We start from the raw sequence: 22,341 nt of genomic DNA on the forward strand, positions 1-22,341 counted from the left end.
TATTGAAGCTTAATAGGTTAAATGATTTCTAATATTTTTTCGGGAGGTCTACCTATTACAGCCTTATTACCGTTAATTACTATTGGTCTTTCAATAAGTTTGGGGTTTTCCAGCATGGCTTCAATGATTTGTGAATCTGTCAATTCCTTGTTTTTATAGTATTCTTTCCAAATACTCTCGTTTTTTCTAACCAATTCTATAGGTTTTATCCCTAACATTACAATAATATTCTTGAGTTCTTGCTTTGAAGGGACATCTTCAAGATACTTTTTTGTTGTAAAGGGTTTTCCAGATTCTTCTAAAAGAGCAAGTCCTTGTCTTGATTTACTGCAACGGTTATTGTGATATATTGTGATCATATTTTTTATTTATAAAGTTTCAGATTCCGATTCTTTTTGTCCCATCATCATAAGGTAGGCCTTTAAAAACGGTTGTATATTACCATCCATTACAGCATCTACATTGCCCGTTTCATGACTTGTTCTTACATCTTTAACTAGCTTGTAAGGGTGCATAACATAATTTCTAATTTGGCTTCCCCATTCAATTTTCATTTTTTCAGCTTCAATATCATCACGCTGTGCCATTTGCTTTTGCAATTCAATTTCATACAATTGCGATTTCAACATTTGCAATGCACGAGCTCTATTATCATGTTGAGAACGCGTTTCAGAACACTGTATTTGAATACCAGAAGGCTTGTGTAAAAGCTGTACTTTAGTTTCAACCTTGTTCACATTTTGCCCACCTGCACCACTTGAGCGAGCGGTTGTAATTTCAATATCTGCAGGATTGATTTCAATTTCTATAGAGTCATCAACCAAAGGATACACATATACAGAAGCAAAACTAGTATGGCGCTTGGCATTACTGTCAAATGGTGAAATACGCACGAGTCTGTGAACACCGTTTTCGCCTTTTAACCAACCAAATGCAAACTCACCCTCAATTTCGAGGGTAACGGTTTTAATTCCGGCAACATCACCATCCTGTAGGTTTAATTCTTTTACCTTAAATCCGCTTTTTTCGGCATACATCAAATACATGCGCATAAGCATGCTTGCCCAATCGCAACTTTCGGTTCCACCAGCACCAGCAGTAATTTGCAAAACAGCACTCAAACTGTCGCCTTCATCTGAAAGCATGTTTTTGAACTCTAAATCCTCAATAAGGGTTTGTGCTTTGTCAAAACGATTTTCAACATCTTCAGCAGTAGATTCACCCTCTTTGAAGAATTCGTAAATGACTTCTAAATCGTCAACCAATACTTTGGCATCGTTAAAGTCTTCCACCCATTTCTTTTTACTTCTTAAGGATTGCATAATAGCTTCTGCCACTTTGGAATCATTCCAGAAATTGGGATCAAAGGTTTGTTCTTCTTCGTTTTGAATTTCTATCAATTTAGCATCTATGTCAAAGATAGTGCCTTAGCTTGACTAGGCGTGTGTTAAGATCTTTTATCTGATCTGAAGTAATCATAGATTTAATTTTAAACAAAAATAAAATTATTATCAGTCACATAAAATTTAACGTAATATATTTTATAGTTTTATGTTTTAAAATAATATCATGATAATAGATTTACGAAGCGATACCGTTACAAGACCATCTCAAGGCATGTTGGAAGCTATGCTAAAAGCACAAGTAGGAGACGATGTTTTTGATGAAGATCCAACGGTTAAAATGTTGGAAGAACGCTTGGCTAACATGTTTGGGAAAGACAGGGCTTTGTTTTTCCCTAGCGGCAGTATGGCCAATCAAACAGCTTTAAAACTGCATACCAATCCTGGTGAACAGGTTATTTGCGATAAGTATGCCCATATTTATAATTATGAAGCAGGAGGAGCATCGTTTAACAGTGGAATATCCTGTAAGTTGATTGATGGTAATCGTGGTATGTTTACAGCCAATCAGGTAAGCGAGGCCATTAATCCTAATGCGTTTTATTATGCTAAAACCACCTTGGTAGAAGTTGAAAACACTGCCAATAGAGGAGGTGGGTCGCTTTGGGATTTTGATGAACTTAAAAAAATACGAACAGTTTGTGATGACCATAATTTGGGTTATCATTTAGATGGTGCACGAATTTGGAACGCCTTGGTAGAAAAGAAAGAAACTCCTAAACAGTATGGTGAACTTTTTGATACCATTTCGGTGTGTTTAAGTAAAGGTTTAGGCTGTCCAATAGGGTCAGTGTTAATAGGAGATGAAGCTATTATGGAAGATGCTGTTAGAGTACGTAAAGTATTTGGAGGCAATATGAGGCAAGTTGGCTATTTGGCTGCTGCGGGTTTATATGCATTGGAAAACAATTTGGAACGCTTGACTGAAGACCATAAACGTGCTAAAGAAATAGGAGTGGTGTTAAGTAAGCAACACTATATAAAATCAGTTGAGCCTATAGAGACCAATATCATTATTTTTGAATTGAATAATGATGTGAATGAAGTCCATTTTATTAAGTCTTTAGATAAAGAAGGTATAAAAATGATTGGCATGGGAAGTGGAAAGTTACGTTTGGTTACACATTTGGATTATACTGATGCCATGCATGATAAGTTTTTATCAAGCTTACAAAATTTGAAATTCTAACATAAAAAAGCATCAGAAATTCTGATGCTTTTTGCTTTTGCTCTTTTAAATACTAACTTAAGCTGTTTTGTCAACAACTTCAGCACCTGGAGCATTGGTTTTTACAGACTCAATACCATTTTCCATTCCAGATTCGCCGGCATACATTTGGCTACTGCCTATAATTTGTCCGTTACCGGCTTTTATATTGAAATGAAATTTACCATTTGAAGCCGTTTTGCGCTCAAACTTACTGTCGTCACCACAATTCGTCTTAACCGATTCAATACCGTTTTTAGCGCCTGATTTATCCGCGTAACCTTGACTGGATAGAATAATCTGACCGTTTTTGGCCTTTAAATTAAAGTAATACTTTTGGTTGTTTTCGCTTTGAAATAATTCGAACATAATTTTAAAAATTTGGTTAATTCATCAACCCTTAAAATACAAAATATTTGCTTAGGCTTTTATTGTTAAATCAAATTTTTGTTAATTTTCTAATTACTTAAACATATCCATTCCAGGAATGTTAGGCATGCCATCTTTGGCTACTGCTGCAATTTCGGTTTCGTGAACATGGGTTGCGCGTTCTATAGCTTTGTTAAGCGTAAGAATTAAGTAATCTTCCAATTGTTCTTTGTCTTTCAACAAGTCGTCATCAATAACAAGGTTTTTAATAGTTCTATTAGCTGTTATGGTAACCTTCAATTTATTGTCGTTACTTGATTCATCAAGCAGAACCGTATCTAAACGTTTTTTAGTGTCTTCTACTTTTTTCTGGGTTTCTTTTAATTTACCCATCATTCCCATTAAATCTCCAAACATAATATTATCGTTTTAATTACTCTGCAAAGCTATTTAATTTTTATATTTTTGGTGCTTGATTAATACGCATTTTTTTGAAAAAAACACTAAATCCACCACGTGCCAAAAAAGTCCCTCATGCACTGATTATCCATGATGATGAACGAATCGATAATTACTTTTGGCTTAATAATAGGGAAGACCAAGAGGTTATAGATTATTTAAACGCCGAAAATAATTACACCCTGCAGATTATGGCTCATACCGAAGATCTGCAGAAATCATTATTTGAAGAAATGAAAGCAAGAATCAAGGAAGATGATACGTCGGTTCCTTATTTCTATAATGGGTATTGGTATATTACGCGATATGAGGTCGGTAAGGACTATCCCGTTTATACTCGAAAAAAAGAGAGTCTGGATGCACCTGAAGAAATCATGTTTGATTGTAATGCCATGGCTAAAGGTCATGCCTATTTTAAATTAGGCGGTATTTCTGTGAGTCCAGATAATACATTGGCAGCCTTTTCTGTGGATACTGTTAGTAGAAGGCAATACACCATCCAGATAAAAAATTTAAAGACTGGAGAAATATATACAGATAAAATTGAAAACACCTCTGGAAGTTGCACATGGGCCAACGACAATAGCACACTATTTTATTCAAGGAAGGATGCTGTAACATTACGAGCATTTAAAATATTTAAGCACCAATTAAATACAGACGCTGAAAATGATATTGAAGTGTATCATGAAACCGATGACACGTTTAATACTTTTGTATATAAAACCAAATCTAGAAAGTACATTGTAATTGGAGCTTCAAGTACGTTAACTTCAGAATATAGAATATTACCTGCGGATAAACCCAATCAAGATTTTAAGGTTTTTAGTAAGCGTGAGCGTGGTATTGAATACGGAATATCACATTATAACGATACATTTTATATTATCACAAATCGCGACAAAGCCACCAATTTTAAACTTCAAAAGACACTTGAAAACCTAACCGACAAATCGTTTTGGGAGGATGTAATTCCTCACAGAGAAAAAGTGTTATTGGAAGACATCGAAATATTCAAAGAGTACTTAGTGGTTAGTGAGCGTGAAAATGGACTAAATAAACTGCGAATAATCAGTTGGGATGGTCAGGAAGACTATTATTTGCCTTTTGATGATGAGACTTATACGGTTTACACTGGGAACAACCCTGAATTCAACAGTTCCACATTAAGATATAGCTATAATTCATTAACCACACCAAGTTCTGTAATTGATTACGATTTTAAAACCAAATCCAAAACAATTAAAAAAGAACAAGCCGTATTGGGTGATTTTGATAAACGCGAATACGAGTCAAAACGATTATGGGCAACGGCTGACGATGGTACAAAAATACCAATGTCCATGGTTTACAGAAAAGGCATGGAGTTAAGCGGTAAAAATCCTTTACTGCTGTATGCTTATGGATCTTATGGTTCTACAATAGACCCTTACTTTTCCAGTATTCGGTTGAGTTTGTTGAACCGTGGATTTATTTATGTTATTGCTCATGTTCGTGGTGGAGAGTATTTAGGAAGAAATTGGTACGAATCGGGCAAATTATTACAAAAGAAAAATACGTTTTCAGATTTTATAGATTGCTCTAAATTCTTAATCCAGGAAAACTACACCTCAAAAGACCATTTATATGCCTATGGTGGCTCTGCCGGTGGTTTATTGATGGGAGCGATAATGAATTGCGAACCAGACCTATATAAAGGCGTTATAGCTGCGGTTCCATTTGTAGATGTTGTAACAACTATGTTAGATGATTCTATACCTTTAACTACTGGTGAGTATGATGAATGGGGAAACCCTAATGAAAAAGATTATTACAATTATATGAAGTCGTATTCGCCTTATGATAATGTTACTGACCAAGATTACCCAAATGTATTGGTTACAACGGGAATTCATGACTCTCAAGTACAATATTGGGAACCGGCAAAGTGGGTTGCCAAGCTTAGGGAGTTAAAAACAGATTCCAATATACTCCTGTTACACACCGACATGGATACAGGTCATGGCGGCGCTTCAGGGCGTTTTGAAAGCCTTAAGGAAGTCGCTTTGGAATATGCTTTTTTGTTAGATTTGGAAGGAATAAGTCAATAGTCGAAAAAAAATTGTATTTTTGCGAGGTTTTGGACTGCGATTTAAATCAATAGTAATCGTAGCTGTTTAATAAGCATTTATGAAAAAAGACAACCAAGTTTTTGATAATGTTTTAGACTTAATAGGTAATACACCATTAATAAAACTAAATACAATTACTGAAACTTTAAAGGGCAATTACTTTGCCAAAGTTGAGGCCTTTAATCCAGGTCATTCATCAAAAGATAGAATAGCATTATATATTATCGAACAAGCCGAAAAAAAGGGTATTTTAAAACCTGGCGATACTATTATAGAAACCACTTCTGGTAACACAGGTTTCAGTATTGCAATGGTAAGTATCATTAAAGGCTATAATTGTATTCTTGCAGTAAGTTCAAAATCATCTGCAGATAAGATAGATATGCTAAAAACCATGGGTGCCAAGGTTTATGTATGTCCTGCTCATGTAAGTGCAGACGACCCCAGGTCGTATTACCAAGTAGCCAAACGTCTTCATGAAGAAATAAAAGGTTCGGTTTATATCAATCAATATTTTAACGAATTGAATATTGATGCACACTATAACTCCACAGGACCGGAAATTTGGAGCCAAACCGAAGGTAAGATTACGCATTTGGTGGCTTGCAGTGGAACAGGCGGAACAATTTCAGGTACTGCTAAATATTTAAAAGAGCAAAACCCTAATATTAAAGTAATTGGTGTTGACGCTTACGGTTCAGTTTTAAAGAAGTACCATGAAACCAGAGAGTTTGATGAAAAGGAAATCTACCCTTACCGTATTGAAGGTTTGGGGAAAAATTTAATTCCATCAGCTACAGAGTTTGATGTCATTGACGAGTTTGTGAAGGTTACCGATGAATCAAGTGCACATACAGCTAGGGAAATAGCAAAAACCGAAGGGCTTTTTGTTGGGTACACTTCTGGAGCTGCCATGCAAGCTATTAAACAACTAAATGAAGACGAGGTTTTTGGATCTAACGATGTTGTAGTTGTTATTTTTCCTGATCATGGTTCACGATATATGAGCAAGATTTACAGTGACAAATGGATGAATGAACAAGGCTTTTTTGATAGTATTCATGAAGAAGCTGCAGAAAGCATTGAACATATAAAGTAGTGTTATTTTAAAAATATGGAGACAGCTAGCTTTTTTGTTAAAAAGTTGGCTGTCTTTCTTAATAATAAGGCAGTAAATAATTATGCTGGAACTGTATAAATATTTAATTTTGCCCAACTAACCAGATTAATAGCTGTGTATGAAAGATTTATTTGAAAAGATATATAGAGACAAAGGGCCTTTAGGAAAGTGGGCCTCACAAGCCGAAGGTTATTTTGTGTTTCCAAAATTAGAAGGTGAAATCTCAAATAGAATGAAATTCCAAGGAAAAGAAGTAATTACTTGGAGTATTAACGATTATTTAGGTTTGGCCAACCACCCAGAAGTAAGGAAGGTTGATGCTGAAGCTGGAGCAAAATATGGTTCGGCTTATCCAATGGGAGCCAGAATGATGTCTGGCCATACCGAATTACATGAACAACTTCAAAATGAATTGGCGGCTTTTGTGAACAAAGAAGCGGCTTATTTGTTAAACTTTGGTTATCAAGGTATGGTATCAACAATTGATGCTTTAGTGTCTAAAGACGATATTATTGTATACGATGTTGATGCACACGCATGTATAATCGATGGTGTTCGCCTACATATGGGTAAGCGATTTACCTATAAGCATAATGATGTTGAAAGTTTGGAGAAGAACCTGGAACGTGCTACCAAAATGGCAGAACAAACAGGAGGCGGTATTTTGGTGATCTCTGAAGGTGTTTTTGGTATGCGTGGTGAGCAAGGCCGTTTAAAGGAAATTGTTGCCCTAAAAGAGAAATATAACTTCCGCTTTTTCGTGGATGATGCACACGGTTTCGGAACGCTTGGAGCTACTGGAGCAGGAGCAGGTGAGGAACAAGGTGTTCAAGATGGCATTGACGTATATTTTGCAACATTTGCAAAGTCTATGGCTAGTACTGGTGCTTTTATTGCTGCAGACCAAGAAATAATTGACTACTTAAAATATAACTTGCGTTCGCAAATGTTTGCTAAATCATTGCAAATGCAATTGGTTGTTGGTGCATTAAAACGTTTAGACATGTTACGCACCATGCCAGAACTTAAGCAAAATTTATGGACTATTGTTAATGCCTTGCAATCGGGCTTAAAAGAACGCGGATTCGATATAGGCACCACGCAAAGTTGTGTAACACCTGTGTATTTACAAGGTAGCATTCCTGAAGCCATGGCCTTGGTAAAGGATTTACGTGAAAATTACGGTATTTTCTGTTCTATTGTTGTTTACCCTGTAATTCCTAAGGGATTAATCTTGTTACGTATGATACCAACAGCAACACATACATTGGAAGATGTAAAAGAAACATTGGATGCTTTTGATGCCATACGGTCACGATTGGAAAATGGAACCTATAAGCGCTTATCGGCAGCAGTTGCGGCTGCAATGGATAAGTAAGCAATAAAATATATAAATAAAAAACCTCTCATGTCGAGAGGTTTTTTTATAGTGTTTTTTTAAACGTTTTTCGTCTTTTTATTATTTCAGAATTAAAATCTTTCCAAATTTGTTGTTCGGCTAAATTATCTTCCAATTCTGGCAACCGTATACAGGTTTCAATATCCTTTTTAACAAACACATCGTAAATATCTTTAAAAATAATAGCAGTAACACCCTTACTTTGGTAAGTTGGGTCAACGCCAATTAAATACAACAAAGCGGTTTTGTTGTGTTTTTTGGCCTTTAACAATTTTAAAAACCCAAACGGGAACAACTTACCCTTTATTTGTTGTAAGGCTTCTGAAAACGAAGGTAAAACAATGGCAAAGGCAATCATGTTATTGTCCTTGTCAAAAACAAACTTAATATATTCCGGATCTATAAAGTTTATAAACTTTTTCTTAAAATAGGCTTGTTGTTTTTTGGTAATTGGCACATAGGTAGGCAGTTCTTTGTATGATTCATTAAATAAGGCAAACATTTCATCTACATGGGGAATAACTTCAGAAGTTTTAGTGAAATTACTTGACCAAAGATTAAAACGCTTTTTTACAATGTCTGCAACACGGGTAAAACGCTCTGTAGGTACTTCACTTACCATAAACTTACTTTCAATATAAACCTTTTCAGGGCTGTAACCCAATGTTTTAAAGTGCTCAATATAATAAGGGTGATTGTACCAAGTTGCCATAGTGCCAATATGGTCGAAACCTTCGGTTAGTGCACCATTTTTATCTAAATTGGAAAATCCTACTGGGCCTTCTACAAATTCTAATTGGTGTTCTTTACCAATGTCTTCAACTTTATTGAGTAAGGCTTTAGATACATCAATGTCGTCAATGGCATCAAACCAACCAAAGCGCATTTTCTTGACCTGTTGTTCGTTAATTTCAATAGTATTAATAATGGCCGCAACACGACCAACCATGTTTTGGTTTTTATAAGCTATAAAAAATCGAGCTTCAGCCGATTCAAAAGCAGGATTTTTATCGGCACTTAAGGTCTCCATTTCATCAGAAATGATAGGCGGCACCCAATACTTTGAATTTTTATATAATTGAAAAGGGAAGGTTACAAATGCCTTTAATTCTTTTTTGGTTTGGACTTCTCGTAATTCTATCATAAATCGTATCACTAGGGCTTAAATGCCATCATCATCAAAATTGGTATCTTCTTTTTGGCGCTTATTCTCGCTTTTCCCACGCGCTTTATTTTCACGGCGTTCTAATTCCTCTTCAGCCGATGTACCATCTTTTCCTTCTTTATCCTTATGAAAATCCAAGCGGTACGAAGCACCCAAAGTAATGCCAAAAACAGCAGGTGTATCTTTGGTATTGAAAGTAAGGGCGGTATCGAGTTGGAAATTTCTGGTCCATAAATAGGCACCACCAAATCGAATTAAATTGTCAGCATAAAAATCGCTACTAATACCTTGAAATTCGCCAAAAACAGCCCACTGATCAAAAATAGATTTGGTTAGGGTTAACACATAGGAAAAATCTTGCTGATCGGTTCCAATGCGGTCCAACATAAAATTCATGACATAAACCCAACCACTAGAAAAGTTGTTTTGCGAAGCAATTAAAACACGCGGACTAATGCCTTCAACGCCTGCAGCTGTATAAGGATTGTCTGACGTATCATAGTTAATGCCTGCATATACAGATATGGCTGGAATTAAGTGCCTCCATTTAAAACTATGGTTGGCTTTCCAGCTATAAAGGTTAGGCTGTTCTTCTCCAGAATTTTTATAAGGATCGTAAACAAGATACTTAACACCAGCGGTAAGCGACTTAAAGTTGCTATAGGTTTCTTCGCTATTAGGAATATTCGTGTAATTGCGTTTTGTAGATTGAAAAGCACCGCCTACACTTACTTCCAACTGCGGAAATAAAAAGCCATAACGAACGGCAAAGTCAACACCATAACTTTTGTCTTCACGATTAAGTGGGTTATGGTTTTCGTTTAATAAATAAGGGCCTACTTCAAATTGAACCACATTGGTTCCAACAGAAAACGCACTTAATGAAACACCGGGACGATTTGAATTAATAACTTCGGTATATTGTGAGAAGCTATAAAACGATGACAAAAAAACGAATGCCAACAAATAGGTTTTGATAGATTTCATGAGTTCTTGTTTAATGCCAAATATATAGATATTATATTTTTTTTAAGTATTTAAAACAGATTTTAAGCGTTTAGAATTGTATTTTTGTTTAAAATTTTACCTCATGTTACAATACGCATCTTTAACAGGCGTGATGAAAACCATTCTTATCATTCTTTTAGTCTATTATGGAATAAAAATTCTTTCTAGATTATTTGCTCCTGCGTTATTGCGTTATGTTACCAAAAAAGCCGAAAAGCAATTTGGTCAACAATTCAATCAATACAACAATAACCAAGAGCAACAAAAAAGAGAAGGGGAAGTCTCAATTGATAAAATGCCGAATTCAAAATCTTCAAATAAAAATGTAGGCGAATATGTAGATTACGAAGAAATTGATTAATTTTCGCATTCATTCATTAATACGTATTCATGCAATTTTCTCTAAAGAAGAGTATTCCACATATTTTAGTACTTATAGGCTTTGTGGTTGTTTCACTAGCTTATTTTAATCCTGTATTAAAAGGTAAAGCGATATTTCAAAGTGATATTATGCACTATATTGGAATGTCTAAGCAGCAAAATGATTATCGAGCAAACACTGGCGAAGAAACCTATTGGACTAACAGTGCCTTTGGAGGTATGCCTACGTATCAATTAGGAGCAAAATATCCACATAATTATATTAAGAAACTGGATTTAGCATTAAGGTTTTTACCAAGGCCAGCCGATTATCTGTTTCTGTATTTAATGGGGTTTTATGTGCTGCTTTTGGTTATGAAAGTCGACTTTAAATTGGCTGCTTTAGGAGCGTTGGCATTTGGTTTTTCCACGTATCTCATTATTATTTTGGGCGTTGGACATAATGCCAAAGCACACGCTATTGCTTATATGCCCTTGGTTTTAAGTGGTATCCTATTAGTGTTTCGAAAACAATATGTTTGCGGATTTTTATTGACAGCTGTTGCTATGGCATTGGAGTTGGTGGCCAACCATTTTCAAATGACGTATTATTTAATGCTGTTGGTTATTGCTTTAGGCGTAGTTTATGCAATTGATGCTTACAAAAAACAGTGTTTGCCTCACTTTTTTAAATCGATAGGAATATTAGTGTTAGCCGTAGTTCTAGCTTTAGGTTTAAATGCGACAAATGTATTGGCGACAAAAGAATATGCCAGTGAAAGCACACGTAGCCAAAGTGAATTGACCATAAAACCAGATGGCTCGCCAAAAGAAGTGACTTCGGGTTTAGATAGAGATTATATTACCGAGTACAGTTATGGGCTATTGGAAACCTTTAATTTGTATATACCACGTTTTATGGGTGGAGGAAGCTATGAAGATGTTGGAAAGGAATCGGCTTCTTACGATTTCTTTTTAAGTATTGGAGCCACGCCCCTTCAAGCTTTGGAGCAAACCAAGCAAATGCCAACATATTGGGGCGAACAGACCATTGTGGAAGCACCAGCTTATATTGGAGCGGTTATACTATTTTTATTTGTTTTGGCCTTGTTTTTAGTAAAGGGTCGATTAAAATGGTGGCTAGTTAGTGGAAGCATCATGGCTTTAATTCTGTCCTATGGAGATAGTGAGCCTTTTACGTTTATAACCAATTTCTTTATAGACTATGTGCCTTTGTATAACAAATTTAGGGCTGTAAGCTCCATTCAGGTTATATTGGAATTGTGTGTTCCTGTTTTAGCGATTTTTGGATTGGTACGCTTGTTTAACGATTTTGACAATAAAGCTGAAAAGCTAAAAGCACTTAAAATAACGGTTGTTATTTGTGCTGGACTAGCATTGTTGTTCTTGCTCTTTAAGTCGTCATTATTCAGTTTTGTTGGGGCTAATGATGGTGTATATCGTCAGAATTACGGACCTCAATTTATTGATGCTATCATTAAAGATCGTAAAATGTTGTTTACTCAAGACACCATTAGAACTTTAGTGTTAGTGTTGTTGGCATCAGGAGTGGTGTTTCTGTATATAAAGGAGAAATTATCACAAACAAAAGTGATTGTAATTTTAGGTCTTTTGTTAGTCTTTGATTTGGTGGGAGTTGATAGGCGATATGTAAACAACGACAACTTTGTTTCTGCTTTAAAAGTTAATAAGCCTTATAATGCCAATCAAGCCGATTTGCTTATTCAAAAAGACCCAGAACACTTTAGAGTATTAGATGTAACTTCAGGAGGTGCTAGGGCGGCTTATTTTCATAATTCATTAGGAGGTTATCATGCAGCAAAACTAAAACGCTATAATGATTTATATGAATTTCATGTTTTGCGAAACAACTTAAATGTATTGAGTATGTTGAATACCAAATACATTATTGCCGAAGATGATGAAGGTAATATATTTCCATATACTAATACGGAAACAAACGGTAATGCGTGGTTTGTTGAAGAATTGAAACAGGTTTCATCTGCTAATGAGGAAATTCAGTTGTTGGATAGTTTAAACACAAAACGCGTGGCTATAACGACCATGCCTGATGTTTCTAGTAAAACATTCACTGTTGATTCGTTGGCAAGTATTGCAGTAGAAGAGTATAGGCCAAATTATATTAGATATAAATCAAATTCCAGTTCTGATGGTTTTGCAGTATTTTCAGAAGTGTTCTATGATAAGGGGTGGAATGCTTATTTAGATGGCAATTTGGTGCCGCATACACGAGTTAATTATGTTTTGCGCGCCATGCCTATTCCTTCTGGAAAGCATACCATTGAGTTTAAGTTTGAACCACAAGTTATTAAAACTGGAAGTAGTATTGCTTTGGCAAGCTCTGTTGTTTTGGTTTTACTAATTATTGGTGGCTTATGGTATCAATTAAAATCTAACACAAAAGAAAGTGCGTAAAGAGGCGCTTATTATTACGTATTATTGGCCACCCGCTGGTGGTCCGGGTGTTCAGCGTTGGTTGAAATTTGTAAAGTATTTACCCGATTATGGCATAAAACCAATTGTTTATATACCGTCAAATCCTAATTACCCCATAATTGACGAGAGTTTAGAGCAAGAGGTTCCTGCCGATGTGACTATCATTAAGCAGCCTATAAATGAACCTTATAAGTTTGCTGGCTTATTGTCAAGGAAAAAGTCGAAATCCATAAGTAAAGGTATTATCCCAAATGAATCATCGCAAACACTGGTTGATAGGTTGTTGCTTTTCGTTCGAGGTAATTTGTTTATTCCCGATGCCCGAAAGAAATGGGTAAGGCCTTCGGTTCAGTATTTAAGCACCTATATCCGTGACTTTAATATTGAAACAGTAATAACGACTGGTCCTCCGCATAGCTTGCATTTAATAGGCTTGGAATTGCAAAAAAGTGAAAATATAAAGTGGATTGCAGATTTTAGAGACCCTTGGACAACTATTGGTTATCACAAGCAGTTAAAATTAACAAAGAATTCTAAAAACAAGCATAAACAGTTAGAAAAGGCTGTATTGCAAGCTGCAGATCAAATTGTGGTTACGAGCCAAGTTACGAAACAAGAATTTTCAGAAATCACAAGCAGACCTATTCATGTAATTACCAATGGTTATGATGTGTTACCACAAAACGAAAAAAAATTAGACACTAAATTTTCCTTGGCGCATATTGGCTCTCTATTGTCCGAAAGAAATCCAGAAGTGCTTTGGAAAGTTCTTAAAGATTTAATAGATACACATCCAGGCTTTGCTGATGATTTTCAATTAAAACTTGTGGGTCATGTAAGTGAAGAAGTATTAAAATCCTTGAATGACTTTGGTTTAACCAATTATTTAATAAATTTAGGATACATAACACATAAACAAGCAGTTGTAAATCAAAAAAACTCGCAAGTATTGTTGCTGATAGAAATTGATTCGCCAGATACTGTAAGCATTATTCCTGGAAAACTATTTGAGTACATGGTTTCAGAAAGACCTATTCTAGCCATTGGCCCAAAAGGTTCTGACGTTGAAGGTATTCTAAAAGAAACCAATACGGGCTCGTATTTCTATTATGATAATTACAAGGCTATTAAAGATATAATTTTAAAGCATTATTTAAGTTATAAAGAAGGTAACTTACAATCACATGGTATTGGTCTTCAAAAATATAGCCGAAAAGCATTAACCAAGACTCTAGCAGAACTCATATAAATGGGAATAGTTATAAATCAGTCTATTAAAAACACCATTACAACCTATCTGGGTTTTGGTATTGGTGCCATTAATGTATTGTTTTTGTTCACGCAATTTATGAGCGATGAGTATTTTGGTCTGGTGACTTACATCTTGTCTACGGCGAATGTATTGATGCCCATTTTTGCTTTTGGTGTACATAATACCATAGTTAAGTTTTATTCATCCTATAAAACACGGCAAGCACAAAATAGCTTTTTAGTGTTAATGTTGTTTTTGCCTTTAGTAATTATTATTCCAGCAACAATTGTGCTTTTTATTGCTTTTGATGGTATTAGTCATTGGTTGGCTGGATCTAATACAATTGTGGAGGACTATGTTTGGGTAATTTTTATAACGGCTATTTGTTTCTCATATTTCGAAGTGTTTTATGCTTGGTCTCGCGTACAAATGCAAAGTGTTTTTGGGAACTTTATGAAAGAGGTCTTTCATAGGGTTTGTATAATGGGGTTATTATTTGCTTTGTATTATGAGATGCTAACAGTGCAAGAATTAATATATAGCATTATGATAGTTTACATGTTACGTACACTAATAATGAAATTATATGCATATAGTTTAAGAGTTCCTAGTTTTAAGCTTTATAAAATAAATAACCTGTCATCAGTTCTAAAGTACACTTCATTAATAATAATTGCAGGATCAGTAGCCAATGTTATTTTAGAGATCGATAAGTTTATGCTAAACCGTTATATAGCAATAGAAAACATAGCTTATTATGGTGTTGCTATTTACATTGCCAGTGTTATTAGTGTACCATCACGCTCAATGCATCAAATTGTGAGTCCGCTGACCGCAAAGTATTTGAACGAGAAGAATAAGTTTGAACTAAAAACTTTATATAAAAAAAGCTCCTTAAACTTATTTATAATCAGCGGATTTATTTTTTTACTCATTATTTTAAACATCAATGAGATGTATAAGCTAATTGATGATAATTATGCCAATGGATTGGTGATTGTTTTCATTATTAGTTTTTCTAAACTATTGGATAGTTTGTTGGGCAATAACAATGCTATTTTATTTAATAGCGATTATTATAGAATGGTATTGCTTCTAGGTGTTTTTTTGGCAGTTTTAACGGTCGTTTTAAATATAATTTTTATACCTATGTATGGCATTAATGGAGCTGCCTTTGCGACATTTGTTGCTGTTTTCCTTTATGATTTATCAAAAATTATTTTTGTCAACTATAAATTTAAAATGCTGCCATTTAGTAGTCATACAGGTAAAGTATTCATGCTTATACTGGTAAGTATTGGTGTGTTTTATTTTTGGGACTTTGCGTTTCACCCCATTCTAAATATTGCATTGAAAACAATCTTGGTGAGCTTATTTTATGGTTTGGTCGTTTATGTTTTTAATTTTTCAGAAGATATTACTGCCATAATCAATAAAGTCTTAAAACGTTAAATGAGAAAATCCCACGAATGTGCTTTGAGGCGCATACTATTCGCAGGACTTTCTAACTAACCAACCAAAACGTTTATATTATCTACCAGATCGACCTTTAGAGTTGTTTCTGGTTTTTCTATTGCTGTCTTTACTATATGTACGAGAATTTTGCGCTTTTGGTTTTTCATAGCGCTTATTATTTTTCATTTTTTGCGTTCTACCAGATCTATCAATGGAAGCTACTCTTCTTGATGAATTATTTGGACGCTTTGTTACTTGCGACCGCGTTCTAGAATTATTTTTTATAGTACGTCTCTCGTTTCTTGAATTTTCTCTAACTGTTGATCTAGAACTACGTTCAGATCGAGTGGTTTGTTCTACAGATCGTCTATTAGTAGAACGGTTATTGATTTGAGACCTTCCAGAGTTAGACGTAACTTGACGTCTGCTAGGTGTACTGTTATTGGCTACAGTATTTCGTCTACCAGTATTAGTATAATTCCTTGTAGCTAAATTTCTGTTTTTTTGAACTGTTGTTCCACGTCTGCTGGCTACTGCAGTAGTGCGTCTGTAGTTGTTTCTATAAGGCGTTGTGTAAGTATACCTCACCGGGTTGTAATATTGTCTGTAAGGTCTATTGTAAACTACACAATGGTTATAGGCAGGTACGCGGTAATATCTGTGCCAAGGTCTGTACACATAAACTCTATTAAATGGATTTATAAAACCCGTACAATAAGAAAAACGATTGTAACTGTTGTAATAAACATATAGTCCGCCAACGCGTGAAACATAACCTATACGATTATAGTTTATAAAAATATCACCAACTTGTCGTACACGACCATAATAGTCATAATAAATAGGAACATTTTCAATTTGAATGATTGCCCCAAACTCGTCGTACTGAACATAGGGGTTATAATCAAAGCCAGAATTAAAGCTGATGCTTACACCAGGTGCGTTTACAGCAACATTTACGTTGGGACCATAATTAGGCATGTAAAAATCAAACTGACCATCAGGAAAAACCGAAAACTCAATTCCTGCTTCTACAAATATGAACGAGTTACCATAACCTGATACATAATTTGAAGCTGAATGGTCATTTGTTTTATTGGTTGTGGCAGCGTTTACAGCAAAATTGGATGCTAATAGAACTGTAAAAAGTAATAGAATACGTTTCATAATCGTAGAATTAAGGTTTAACATATAATTACGTTTCAAACAACGTGCCAAAAATTGTAATAGGGGTAAGAATGAGGTGTTTTACTTATTATAAAACAGGTGTAAAATACTGAATTACAATTTGTTATTGTAATCCTTGCATGATTTGATTACTTAAGTCTGTTCGCCCTTGCTCTTTATAAATTAGGGCTAGTAAATATTGATAGTCTTTGTTTGCGGGATAAATGGCAATTGCCTTTCGTGCAAACTGTTCGGCTTTTGTATAATCTTTATTCTGATAATGATATGTGGCAATATTATAAAGTGATTGTGCATCACTTGGGTTTAATTTCACAGCTTGATCTAAATCTAATAAGGCTTGGTTGGGGTTATTTAATTCAAAATGAAGCAGACCCCTTAAGTAATATGCACGACTCATATCTGGAGCTTTATTGATTAAAAAATTAAGTGTTTCCAAGGCTTTTTTTGTATTTCCAATGATACTATAACAGGTAGCTAAATTAGGGTAAGCCATAAGTAGTAAACTATCCTTTTTTATACTTTCGTTATATTGAATAATGGCTGCATTATATTGTTTTTTCTTAAAATAATAATCCCCCAATTGTAATCGTCCCGTAGAAAAATCAGCATTTGTAAGTAGCATGGCTTCTAATTCAACCTCGGCTGTATTCAAATCAGATTGATTAATTGTAGCAAGCAATCCTGAATCGATATCCGTGAGTAACTGTGCGGCTCCAATACGAACCATTTTTGTGCTGTCTGAAAGATGTTTCGATGCAATTTGAACACGTAATTCAGGAGGGGCTGTATTAAACTTATTTAAAGCATTATAACGCACTAGCGGCGAGGGGTCCTCCAGACGTTTTAAAATAGTCTCGTATTGACTTTCGTTTATAATTTCAATGTTGTTGATGGCTGTTGCACGGGCAATAGCGGGATAATTTAAATCATTAATAAAGGCGTTAACCTGTTCAATTTCGCTAGCAGTTAATCTAGAATTGTTAGTCAGAATTAAATAATCAGAAAAATGATTTTTTCGGTCACTACCATACCATTTTTCAATGGCTTTGGCAGCCCATGAGTTACTTTTATCGGTATGGCATTGGTTACAGGCATTAGGAGTATTGGCACTTAAGCTCTGATCTGGTCTGGGAATTCTAAAACTATGGTCGCGTCTAAAATCGTTACCCATGTAAGTTTTACCAGTCATGTGGCAATTAATACACTGTGCACCATCAGTATCATTCTCATGAAAATGATGACTGGGTGAATTGTATTCAGGTTCATGGCATTGCATACATAAGTTATTGCCCTTCATTTTTAACTCAAGTGTATGCGCATTATGACAATCGGTGCAAGTAACACCTTTATGGTACATTTCAGACTGCAAAAAAGAGCCATATACATAATCTTCTTCTAAAATTTGACCATCAGCATGATAGAAAGGCGTAGAAATAGTTTGTACAATATATTGATCTTCAAAATTTAGATTCGGTTCAAGGGTTTGTGTTAATTTAGTACGCCTGGCATGACATGGTGCACAGCTATTCATTTGGTTCAGTTGTGTGTCAAGGGTTTTTAAATAGGTATTAGTGTCAGAAGACATACTATCAGACTTGGCCCATTTAACATGGTTTTTTGCAGGGCCATGGCAAGATTCACAGCTCACATTAATAGATGAAAAGGTTGTGTTATAACTATTGGCTTCTACGTTATAGTTTTTTTCTAAATGGGTAGAATGGCACTCGGCACACATGGTATTCCAGTTTTGTGAACCACGGGTCCAATGCATCCAGTCATGCGGATCCAGAGTGTCTCCTGAATATTGATGGTACCATTTTTTTTCTATAGTATCCCAAGTTACACGAAGCACCTGTTTCTTACCATCTTCAAAATCAACCAAATATTGCTGAAGGGGTTCTACACCAAAAGTGTAGCTAATGACATAGGTATTTTCAGAGCCATCAATTTCTTTAGATATTACAATATAATCTGATCCTTCTCGAGTAAACAAATAATTTACACCATCAAGAGTTATATTAACATTATTAAAGTTGCCTAAAACAGTTGAGTCGTTAGCGATTTGCATGGCAAGGTCATGATGGGAACCCTCCCAAGCTTTGTATTCTGAAGCATGACAAGCTATACATTGGTCATCACCTACATAATCATTTTCTAAAGTTGTATTATGGACAAATTGGTCATGAAGGGGTTTGTCTACAGTTTTATCGTCCTTACATGCAAAACTTAAAATGAAAAGAAGGAGTAAAGTGTGTTTTTGCATGTTGCAGTCTTGATGATATAAACTTTTGGTTAAAAACAAATGTAATAATTTTTTAATCTTTTATGCTGCTACTATAGAGTTTTAATATGCGTTGGAACATTACAGAATTGTTGGTAAGAATACGTATAGTTTAATTATTTTTGTGATATGGTTGATAACTTTACAAACGAATTTTTTGGCATAGGTATCCAAAATGGAAAAACACCTGAAAATCTAGGAGTGCTCTGGCGTTCTGCTCAAAATTTAGGCGCTAGTTTTATATTTACAATTGGCAATCGTTATGCTAAACAAGCTTGTGATACACATAATGCGGTAAAAGCTATGCCATACTTTCATTATGATACCTTTGATGATTTTTTTAACAATCTACCTAAAGGTGCTAGGATAGTGGGAGTGGAGTTAACAGATGAAGCCCAAAATTTAGAAACCTTTCATCACCCAAGGCGCTGTGTATATTTATTGGGTGCCGAAGACCATGGTTTATCAAAACAGGCTATAGAAAAAAGTCACTATTTGGTTAAGTTTGAGTCCGAGTTGAGTTTAAATGTTTCGGTTGCAGGAAGTATTGTAATGTATGATAGAAATCTGGATAAGCCACGTTCATGATACGAAAAAATGAAATATTAAGCAGAGAAGAAGGGAAACCTATAGTTTGGGATGCTTTTTTTAATAAAAATAGCCAAAAAAAACCTTTGGTTGTATTTTGTCATGGCTACAAAGGGTTTAAAGATTGGGGAGCTTGGAATTTGGTGGCCGAAGAATTTGTAAAGGCTAATGTAATTTTCGTTAAATTCAACTTCTCACATAATGGCGGAACAGTTGATAACCCTATAGATTTTCCAGATTTAGATGCTTTTGCAGAAAACAATTATTCTAAAGAACTGGAGGATTTAGATGCTATGCTAAACCATTTGTTGGCTGCAAACAACCCCTTTCGTAATGAAATAGATACGAGAAATATAACAGTTATAGGGCATTCTAGAGGTGGAGGCATAGCCATTATTAAAGCCAGTGAAGATAATCGTATAACCAAACTGATTACCTGGGCTAGTATTTGCGATTTTGGAAAAAGAACTGCTACAATCGGTGATTTGGAACAATGGAAAAAAGATGGCGTAAAATATGTTCTAAATGGTAGAACCAAACAACAAATGCCCCATCATTATCAATTTTATGAAGATTATATGGCAAATAAAGAGCGTTTAAATATTAAAAAGGCCATTAAAAACTTAACCATACCTGCTTTAATTATCCATGGAACTGATGATCCTTCTGTGTTCTTTTCTGAAGCTGAAAATCTGCATGCTTGGAATACAGCTACAGAACTTTTTTCCATGGCTAACGCAAACCATGTGTTCAACTCCAAACACCCATGGAAAGAAAACAAGTTGCCAGATGCTTTACGGCAGGTAGTATATAAAAGCATTGACTTTATAAAATGATACCTTTTTAAGTTGGTATAGAGCGTATTATAAATTAGCTGTTTGTTTAATTATTTTTAATAAGCTTGTCTATAACGTCTTCGGTTAGTTCGTGGCCTTCCAGGTGTGGCCAGCCTTCCCAAACAACTATCCCTTCAGGATTTATTAAAACACAATGCGGAATGCCTTGAACTTCATAAATACGTTTTAAGCGTGCTTGTGTGTCTATGGCGCTATAATAGTCCATTTTAGGACTTTTCATGCTTCTAACTTTAGAACTTGGTTCGTCACTAATGCCTATTACAACCAGATTGTCCTTAAACTTGGTTTGAAATGCATTCAATTCTGGAATGGCTTTTTTACAAGGCCCGCACCATGTTGCCCAAAAATCTATTAAAACAAATTTTCCTTCGGTATCAGGTTTATCCGTTAGCCATGTTTCAACTACCAGTTCAGGTGCTTCTTGGTTAATAAACGATTTAGCCCAAATCTTTTTCTCTTGTGCATTGATATGGCATATTGAAAGTAGGGCAATAAGTAGAATAATTGGTCTCATGCTTTTTGTCTAAAGTATTGGTTTGTTAGTTGGTTAAAGCACTAAAGTAATCAATACAAATCTAAAATGAAACTTAATAAACAAATTCTATTTCTTTGATTGCACAAGTGGTTTAAATCCACCATAAACCATTCTGCTAGTATCAAAAATTAGCCGTTTTTGGTTAAGTAGAGATGTTACTAACTCGGTTATTCTAGAATCTAATGGCACTTGTTTGTTAGCTGAATCGCGTACCCTTTTGAAGGGAAAACAACCCAACCAAATATAGTGACTTCCCTTTCGAAGCACCAATAGTATCTGTGAAAGATTTTGTGCCTTCTAAAGTCAAATCATCACCTACATACTCAAAGTAGGCAATAGCACCATATTCTTTCCAAATGTCATTCACTTGTTCTGCTATTTTTTTGCAAGCTTTCAAATGAATGCTTGGAATTGGTAGAACAAAACCGTCAATATAGTTTGTCATAATTTTTTTCAGTTATTATATTTATTATTTGAAGAGCTTTTATACCTATAATGTCCTATGATTTTATAACTAAAAAGGCAATCCTCTAAAACTTGACCATTGCCTATATTGTGAACAATTAAGTAGCGCTTTCCATCGCTGGATTTTTTATTGACAACAATTCCAATATGGGTTAATGCTCCGCCTAAATTCCAACATACAATATCTCCAGGTTTGTAGTCATTTGCCAGTGTTGATATAGGCTTTTCGATACCTTTACGTGTAAAAAAAAGTCATTAAATTAGGTACTCTACGATGGTCAATATTTTTATCAGTTGTTTTAAGTCCCCAAATTTTAGGATATACACTAAAATTCGCTTTCATATCTTCGTGAACTTCTTTTTGGAGGTCAACACCTATTTTCCGATAGGCACGAATCACGACATCTGTACAAACACCTTTGTTGCTTGGAACATCTCCATTAGGATAATCAATTGAAAAATAACTGGGATCATAAGTAACATTTTGCTTTGTCAGCTCCAAAGCACATTGAGATAAGTCAATTTGTTCAACTTCTGATTGAGCAAGACAAAAGCTAGTACTTAAAAAGAATAGTACAACACGTATTATGTTCATATGTTTCCTAACGACTCTTTATAGGATTTGTTGTATAAAAACTATG

Annotated in this window: 20 protein-coding genes and 1 pseudogene; 10 read left to right on the forward strand and 11 right to left on the reverse strand. The window is 35.0% G+C overall.

Translation table 11 applies throughout. The features are described from left to right. Positions 1-17: 17 nt before the first annotated feature. Together arsC and prfB are read right to left on the reverse strand one after the other, a co-directional pair. Complete coding sequence (gene arsC, locus K7G76_RS11025) at positions 18-359, reverse strand: arsenate reductase (glutaredoxin) (RefSeq protein WP_223034279.1); 342 nt, start codon at positions 357-359, stop codon at positions 18-20. A 9-nt stretch (positions 360-368) separates the two neighbouring features. After that, positions 369-1,479 (reverse strand): peptide chain release factor 2 gene (gene prfB / locus K7G76_RS11030; protein WP_223034280.1). Its coding sequence is split into 2 segments (ribosomal slippage): positions 369-1,415 and positions 1,417-1,479, totalling 1,110 coding nucleotides; the frame shifts between segments, so codons are not numbered across the junction. Between the two features lie 90 nt (positions 1,480-1,569). On the opposite strand from prfB, the gene K7G76_RS11035 reads away from it, so the two are divergent. Beyond that, entirely contained in the window at positions 1,570-2,592 is a 1,023-nt protein-coding gene (locus K7G76_RS11035) for a threonine aldolase family protein (RefSeq protein WP_223034281.1), read from the forward strand. 57 nt (positions 2,593-2,649) lie between these two features. Here the strand turns inward: K7G76_RS11035 and K7G76_RS11040 are convergent, their stop codons facing one another. After that, positions 2,650-2,979 carry a YegP family protein gene (locus K7G76_RS11040; protein ID WP_223034282.1) on the reverse strand — a complete coding sequence of 110 codons (330 nt, stop codon included), beginning with the start codon at positions 2,977-2,979 and terminating at the stop codon, positions 2,650-2,652. A 93-nt stretch (positions 2,980-3,072) separates the two neighbouring features. Further along, a complete protein-coding gene (locus K7G76_RS11045; protein WP_223034283.1) occupies positions 3,073-3,396 on the reverse strand; it encodes a YbaB/EbfC family nucleoid-associated protein in 324 nt (107 codons plus the stop codon). A 74-nt stretch (positions 3,397-3,470) separates the two neighbouring features. Between K7G76_RS11045 and K7G76_RS11050 the strand changes: the two genes are divergently transcribed. From K7G76_RS11050 to K7G76_RS11060, 3 genes are all read left to right on the forward strand, one after another. Continuing rightward, positions 3,471-5,528 (forward strand): S9 family peptidase, encoded by a 2,058-nt coding sequence (locus K7G76_RS11050; protein WP_223034284.1) that lies wholly within the window; start codon positions 3,471-3,473, stop codon positions 5,526-5,528. A 79-nt stretch (positions 5,529-5,607) separates the two neighbouring features. Continuing rightward, a complete protein-coding gene (locus K7G76_RS11055; protein WP_223034285.1) occupies positions 5,608-6,648 on the forward strand; it encodes a PLP-dependent cysteine synthase family protein in 1,041 nt (346 codons plus the stop codon). A gap of 139 nt (positions 6,649-6,787) precedes the next feature. Further along, a complete protein-coding gene (locus K7G76_RS11060) occupies positions 6,788-8,047 on the forward strand; it encodes an aminotransferase class I/II-fold pyridoxal phosphate-dependent enzyme (protein WP_223034286.1) in 1,260 nt (419 codons plus the stop codon). A gap of 46 nt (positions 8,048-8,093) precedes the next feature. Here the strand turns inward: K7G76_RS11060 and K7G76_RS11065 are convergent, their stop codons facing one another. Together K7G76_RS11065 and K7G76_RS11070 are read right to left on the reverse strand one after the other, a co-directional pair. Next, complete coding sequence (locus K7G76_RS11065; protein WP_223034287.1) at positions 8,094-9,212, reverse strand: GTP cyclohydrolase; 1,119 nt, start codon at positions 9,210-9,212, stop codon at positions 8,094-8,096. Positions 9,213-9,230: 18 nt separating this feature from the next. Then, the gene (locus K7G76_RS11070; RefSeq protein ID WP_223034288.1) at positions 9,231-10,220 is read right to left on the reverse strand and encodes a transporter; all 990 of its coding nucleotides are present in this window, start codon (positions 10,218-10,220) and stop codon (positions 9,231-9,233) included. 103 nt (positions 10,221-10,323) lie between these two features. On the opposite strand from K7G76_RS11070, the gene K7G76_RS11075 reads away from it, so the two are divergent. The 4 genes from K7G76_RS11075 to K7G76_RS11090 are packed head-to-tail and all read left to right on the forward strand — an operon-like array spanning position 10,324 to position 15,783. After that, on the forward strand, positions 10,324-10,602 hold the full coding sequence (locus K7G76_RS11075) for a DUF4834 family protein (protein ID WP_223034289.1): 279 nt from the start codon (positions 10,324-10,326) through the stop codon (positions 10,600-10,602). 29 nt (positions 10,603-10,631) lie between these two features. After that, complete coding sequence (locus K7G76_RS11080) at positions 10,632-13,058, forward strand: YfhO family protein (protein WP_223034290.1); 2,427 nt, start codon at positions 10,632-10,634, stop codon at positions 13,056-13,058. Then, positions 13,051-14,328 (forward strand): glycosyltransferase family 4 protein, encoded by a 1,278-nt coding sequence (locus tag K7G76_RS11085; RefSeq protein WP_223034291.1) that lies wholly within the window; start codon positions 13,051-13,053, stop codon positions 14,326-14,328. The genes K7G76_RS11080 and K7G76_RS11085 overlap by 8 nt, the downstream gene beginning before the upstream one ends. Continuing rightward, on the forward strand, positions 14,329-15,783 hold the full coding sequence (locus tag K7G76_RS11090; RefSeq protein WP_223034292.1) for a lipopolysaccharide biosynthesis protein: 1,455 nt from the start codon (positions 14,329-14,331) through the stop codon (positions 15,781-15,783). A gap of 78 nt (positions 15,784-15,861) precedes the next feature. Here the strand turns inward: K7G76_RS11090 and K7G76_RS11095 are convergent, their stop codons facing one another. After that, complete coding sequence (locus K7G76_RS11095; protein ID WP_223034293.1) at positions 15,862-16,953, reverse strand: hypothetical protein; 1,092 nt, start codon at positions 16,951-16,953, stop codon at positions 15,862-15,864. Positions 16,954-17,077: 124 nt separating this feature from the next. After that, positions 17,078-19,237: a cytochrome c3 family protein gene (locus K7G76_RS11100; protein WP_223034294.1), complete on the reverse strand. Its 2,160-nt coding sequence runs from the start codon at positions 19,235-19,237 to the stop codon at positions 17,078-17,080. A 147-nt stretch (positions 19,238-19,384) separates the two neighbouring features. Here K7G76_RS11100 and K7G76_RS11105 point away from each other — a divergent pair, with 147 nt between their 5' ends. Both K7G76_RS11105 and K7G76_RS11110 read left to right on the forward strand, forming a co-directional pair. Beyond that, the gene (locus K7G76_RS11105; protein WP_223034295.1) at positions 19,385-19,843 is read left to right on the forward strand and encodes an RNA methyltransferase; all 459 of its coding nucleotides are present in this window, start codon (positions 19,385-19,387) and stop codon (positions 19,841-19,843) included. Continuing rightward, positions 19,840-20,679, forward strand: a complete 840-nt coding sequence (locus K7G76_RS11110; protein WP_223034296.1) for an alpha/beta hydrolase family protein — start codon at positions 19,840-19,842, stop codon at positions 20,677-20,679. The genes K7G76_RS11105 and K7G76_RS11110 overlap by 4 nt, the downstream gene beginning before the upstream one ends. A 46-nt stretch (positions 20,680-20,725) precedes the next feature. Here K7G76_RS11110 and K7G76_RS11115 read toward each other — a convergent pair whose 3' ends face one another. The 3 genes and pseudogenes from K7G76_RS11115 to K7G76_RS11125 form a co-directional block, all read right to left on the reverse strand. Then, the gene (locus K7G76_RS11115) at positions 20,726-21,214 is read right to left on the reverse strand and encodes a TlpA family protein disulfide reductase (protein ID WP_223034297.1); all 489 of its coding nucleotides are present in this window, start codon (positions 21,212-21,214) and stop codon (positions 20,726-20,728) included. Positions 21,215-21,431: 217 nt separating this feature from the next. Next, positions 21,432-21,680 carry a DUF1428 family protein gene (locus tag K7G76_RS11120; protein WP_223034298.1) on the reverse strand — a complete coding sequence of 83 codons (249 nt, stop codon included), beginning with the start codon at positions 21,678-21,680 and terminating at the stop codon, positions 21,432-21,434. 8 nt (positions 21,681-21,688) lie between these two features. Further along, positions 21,689-22,295 (reverse strand): annotated as a pseudogene (locus K7G76_RS11125) (DUF1287 domain-containing protein). Positions 22,296-22,341 lie beyond the last annotated feature (46 nt).

This window comes from Hanstruepera marina, from assembly GCF_019880635.1.
In the GTDB taxonomy this organism is placed as follows: Bacteria; Bacteroidota; Bacteroidia; order Flavobacteriales; family Flavobacteriaceae; genus Hanstruepera; species Hanstruepera marina.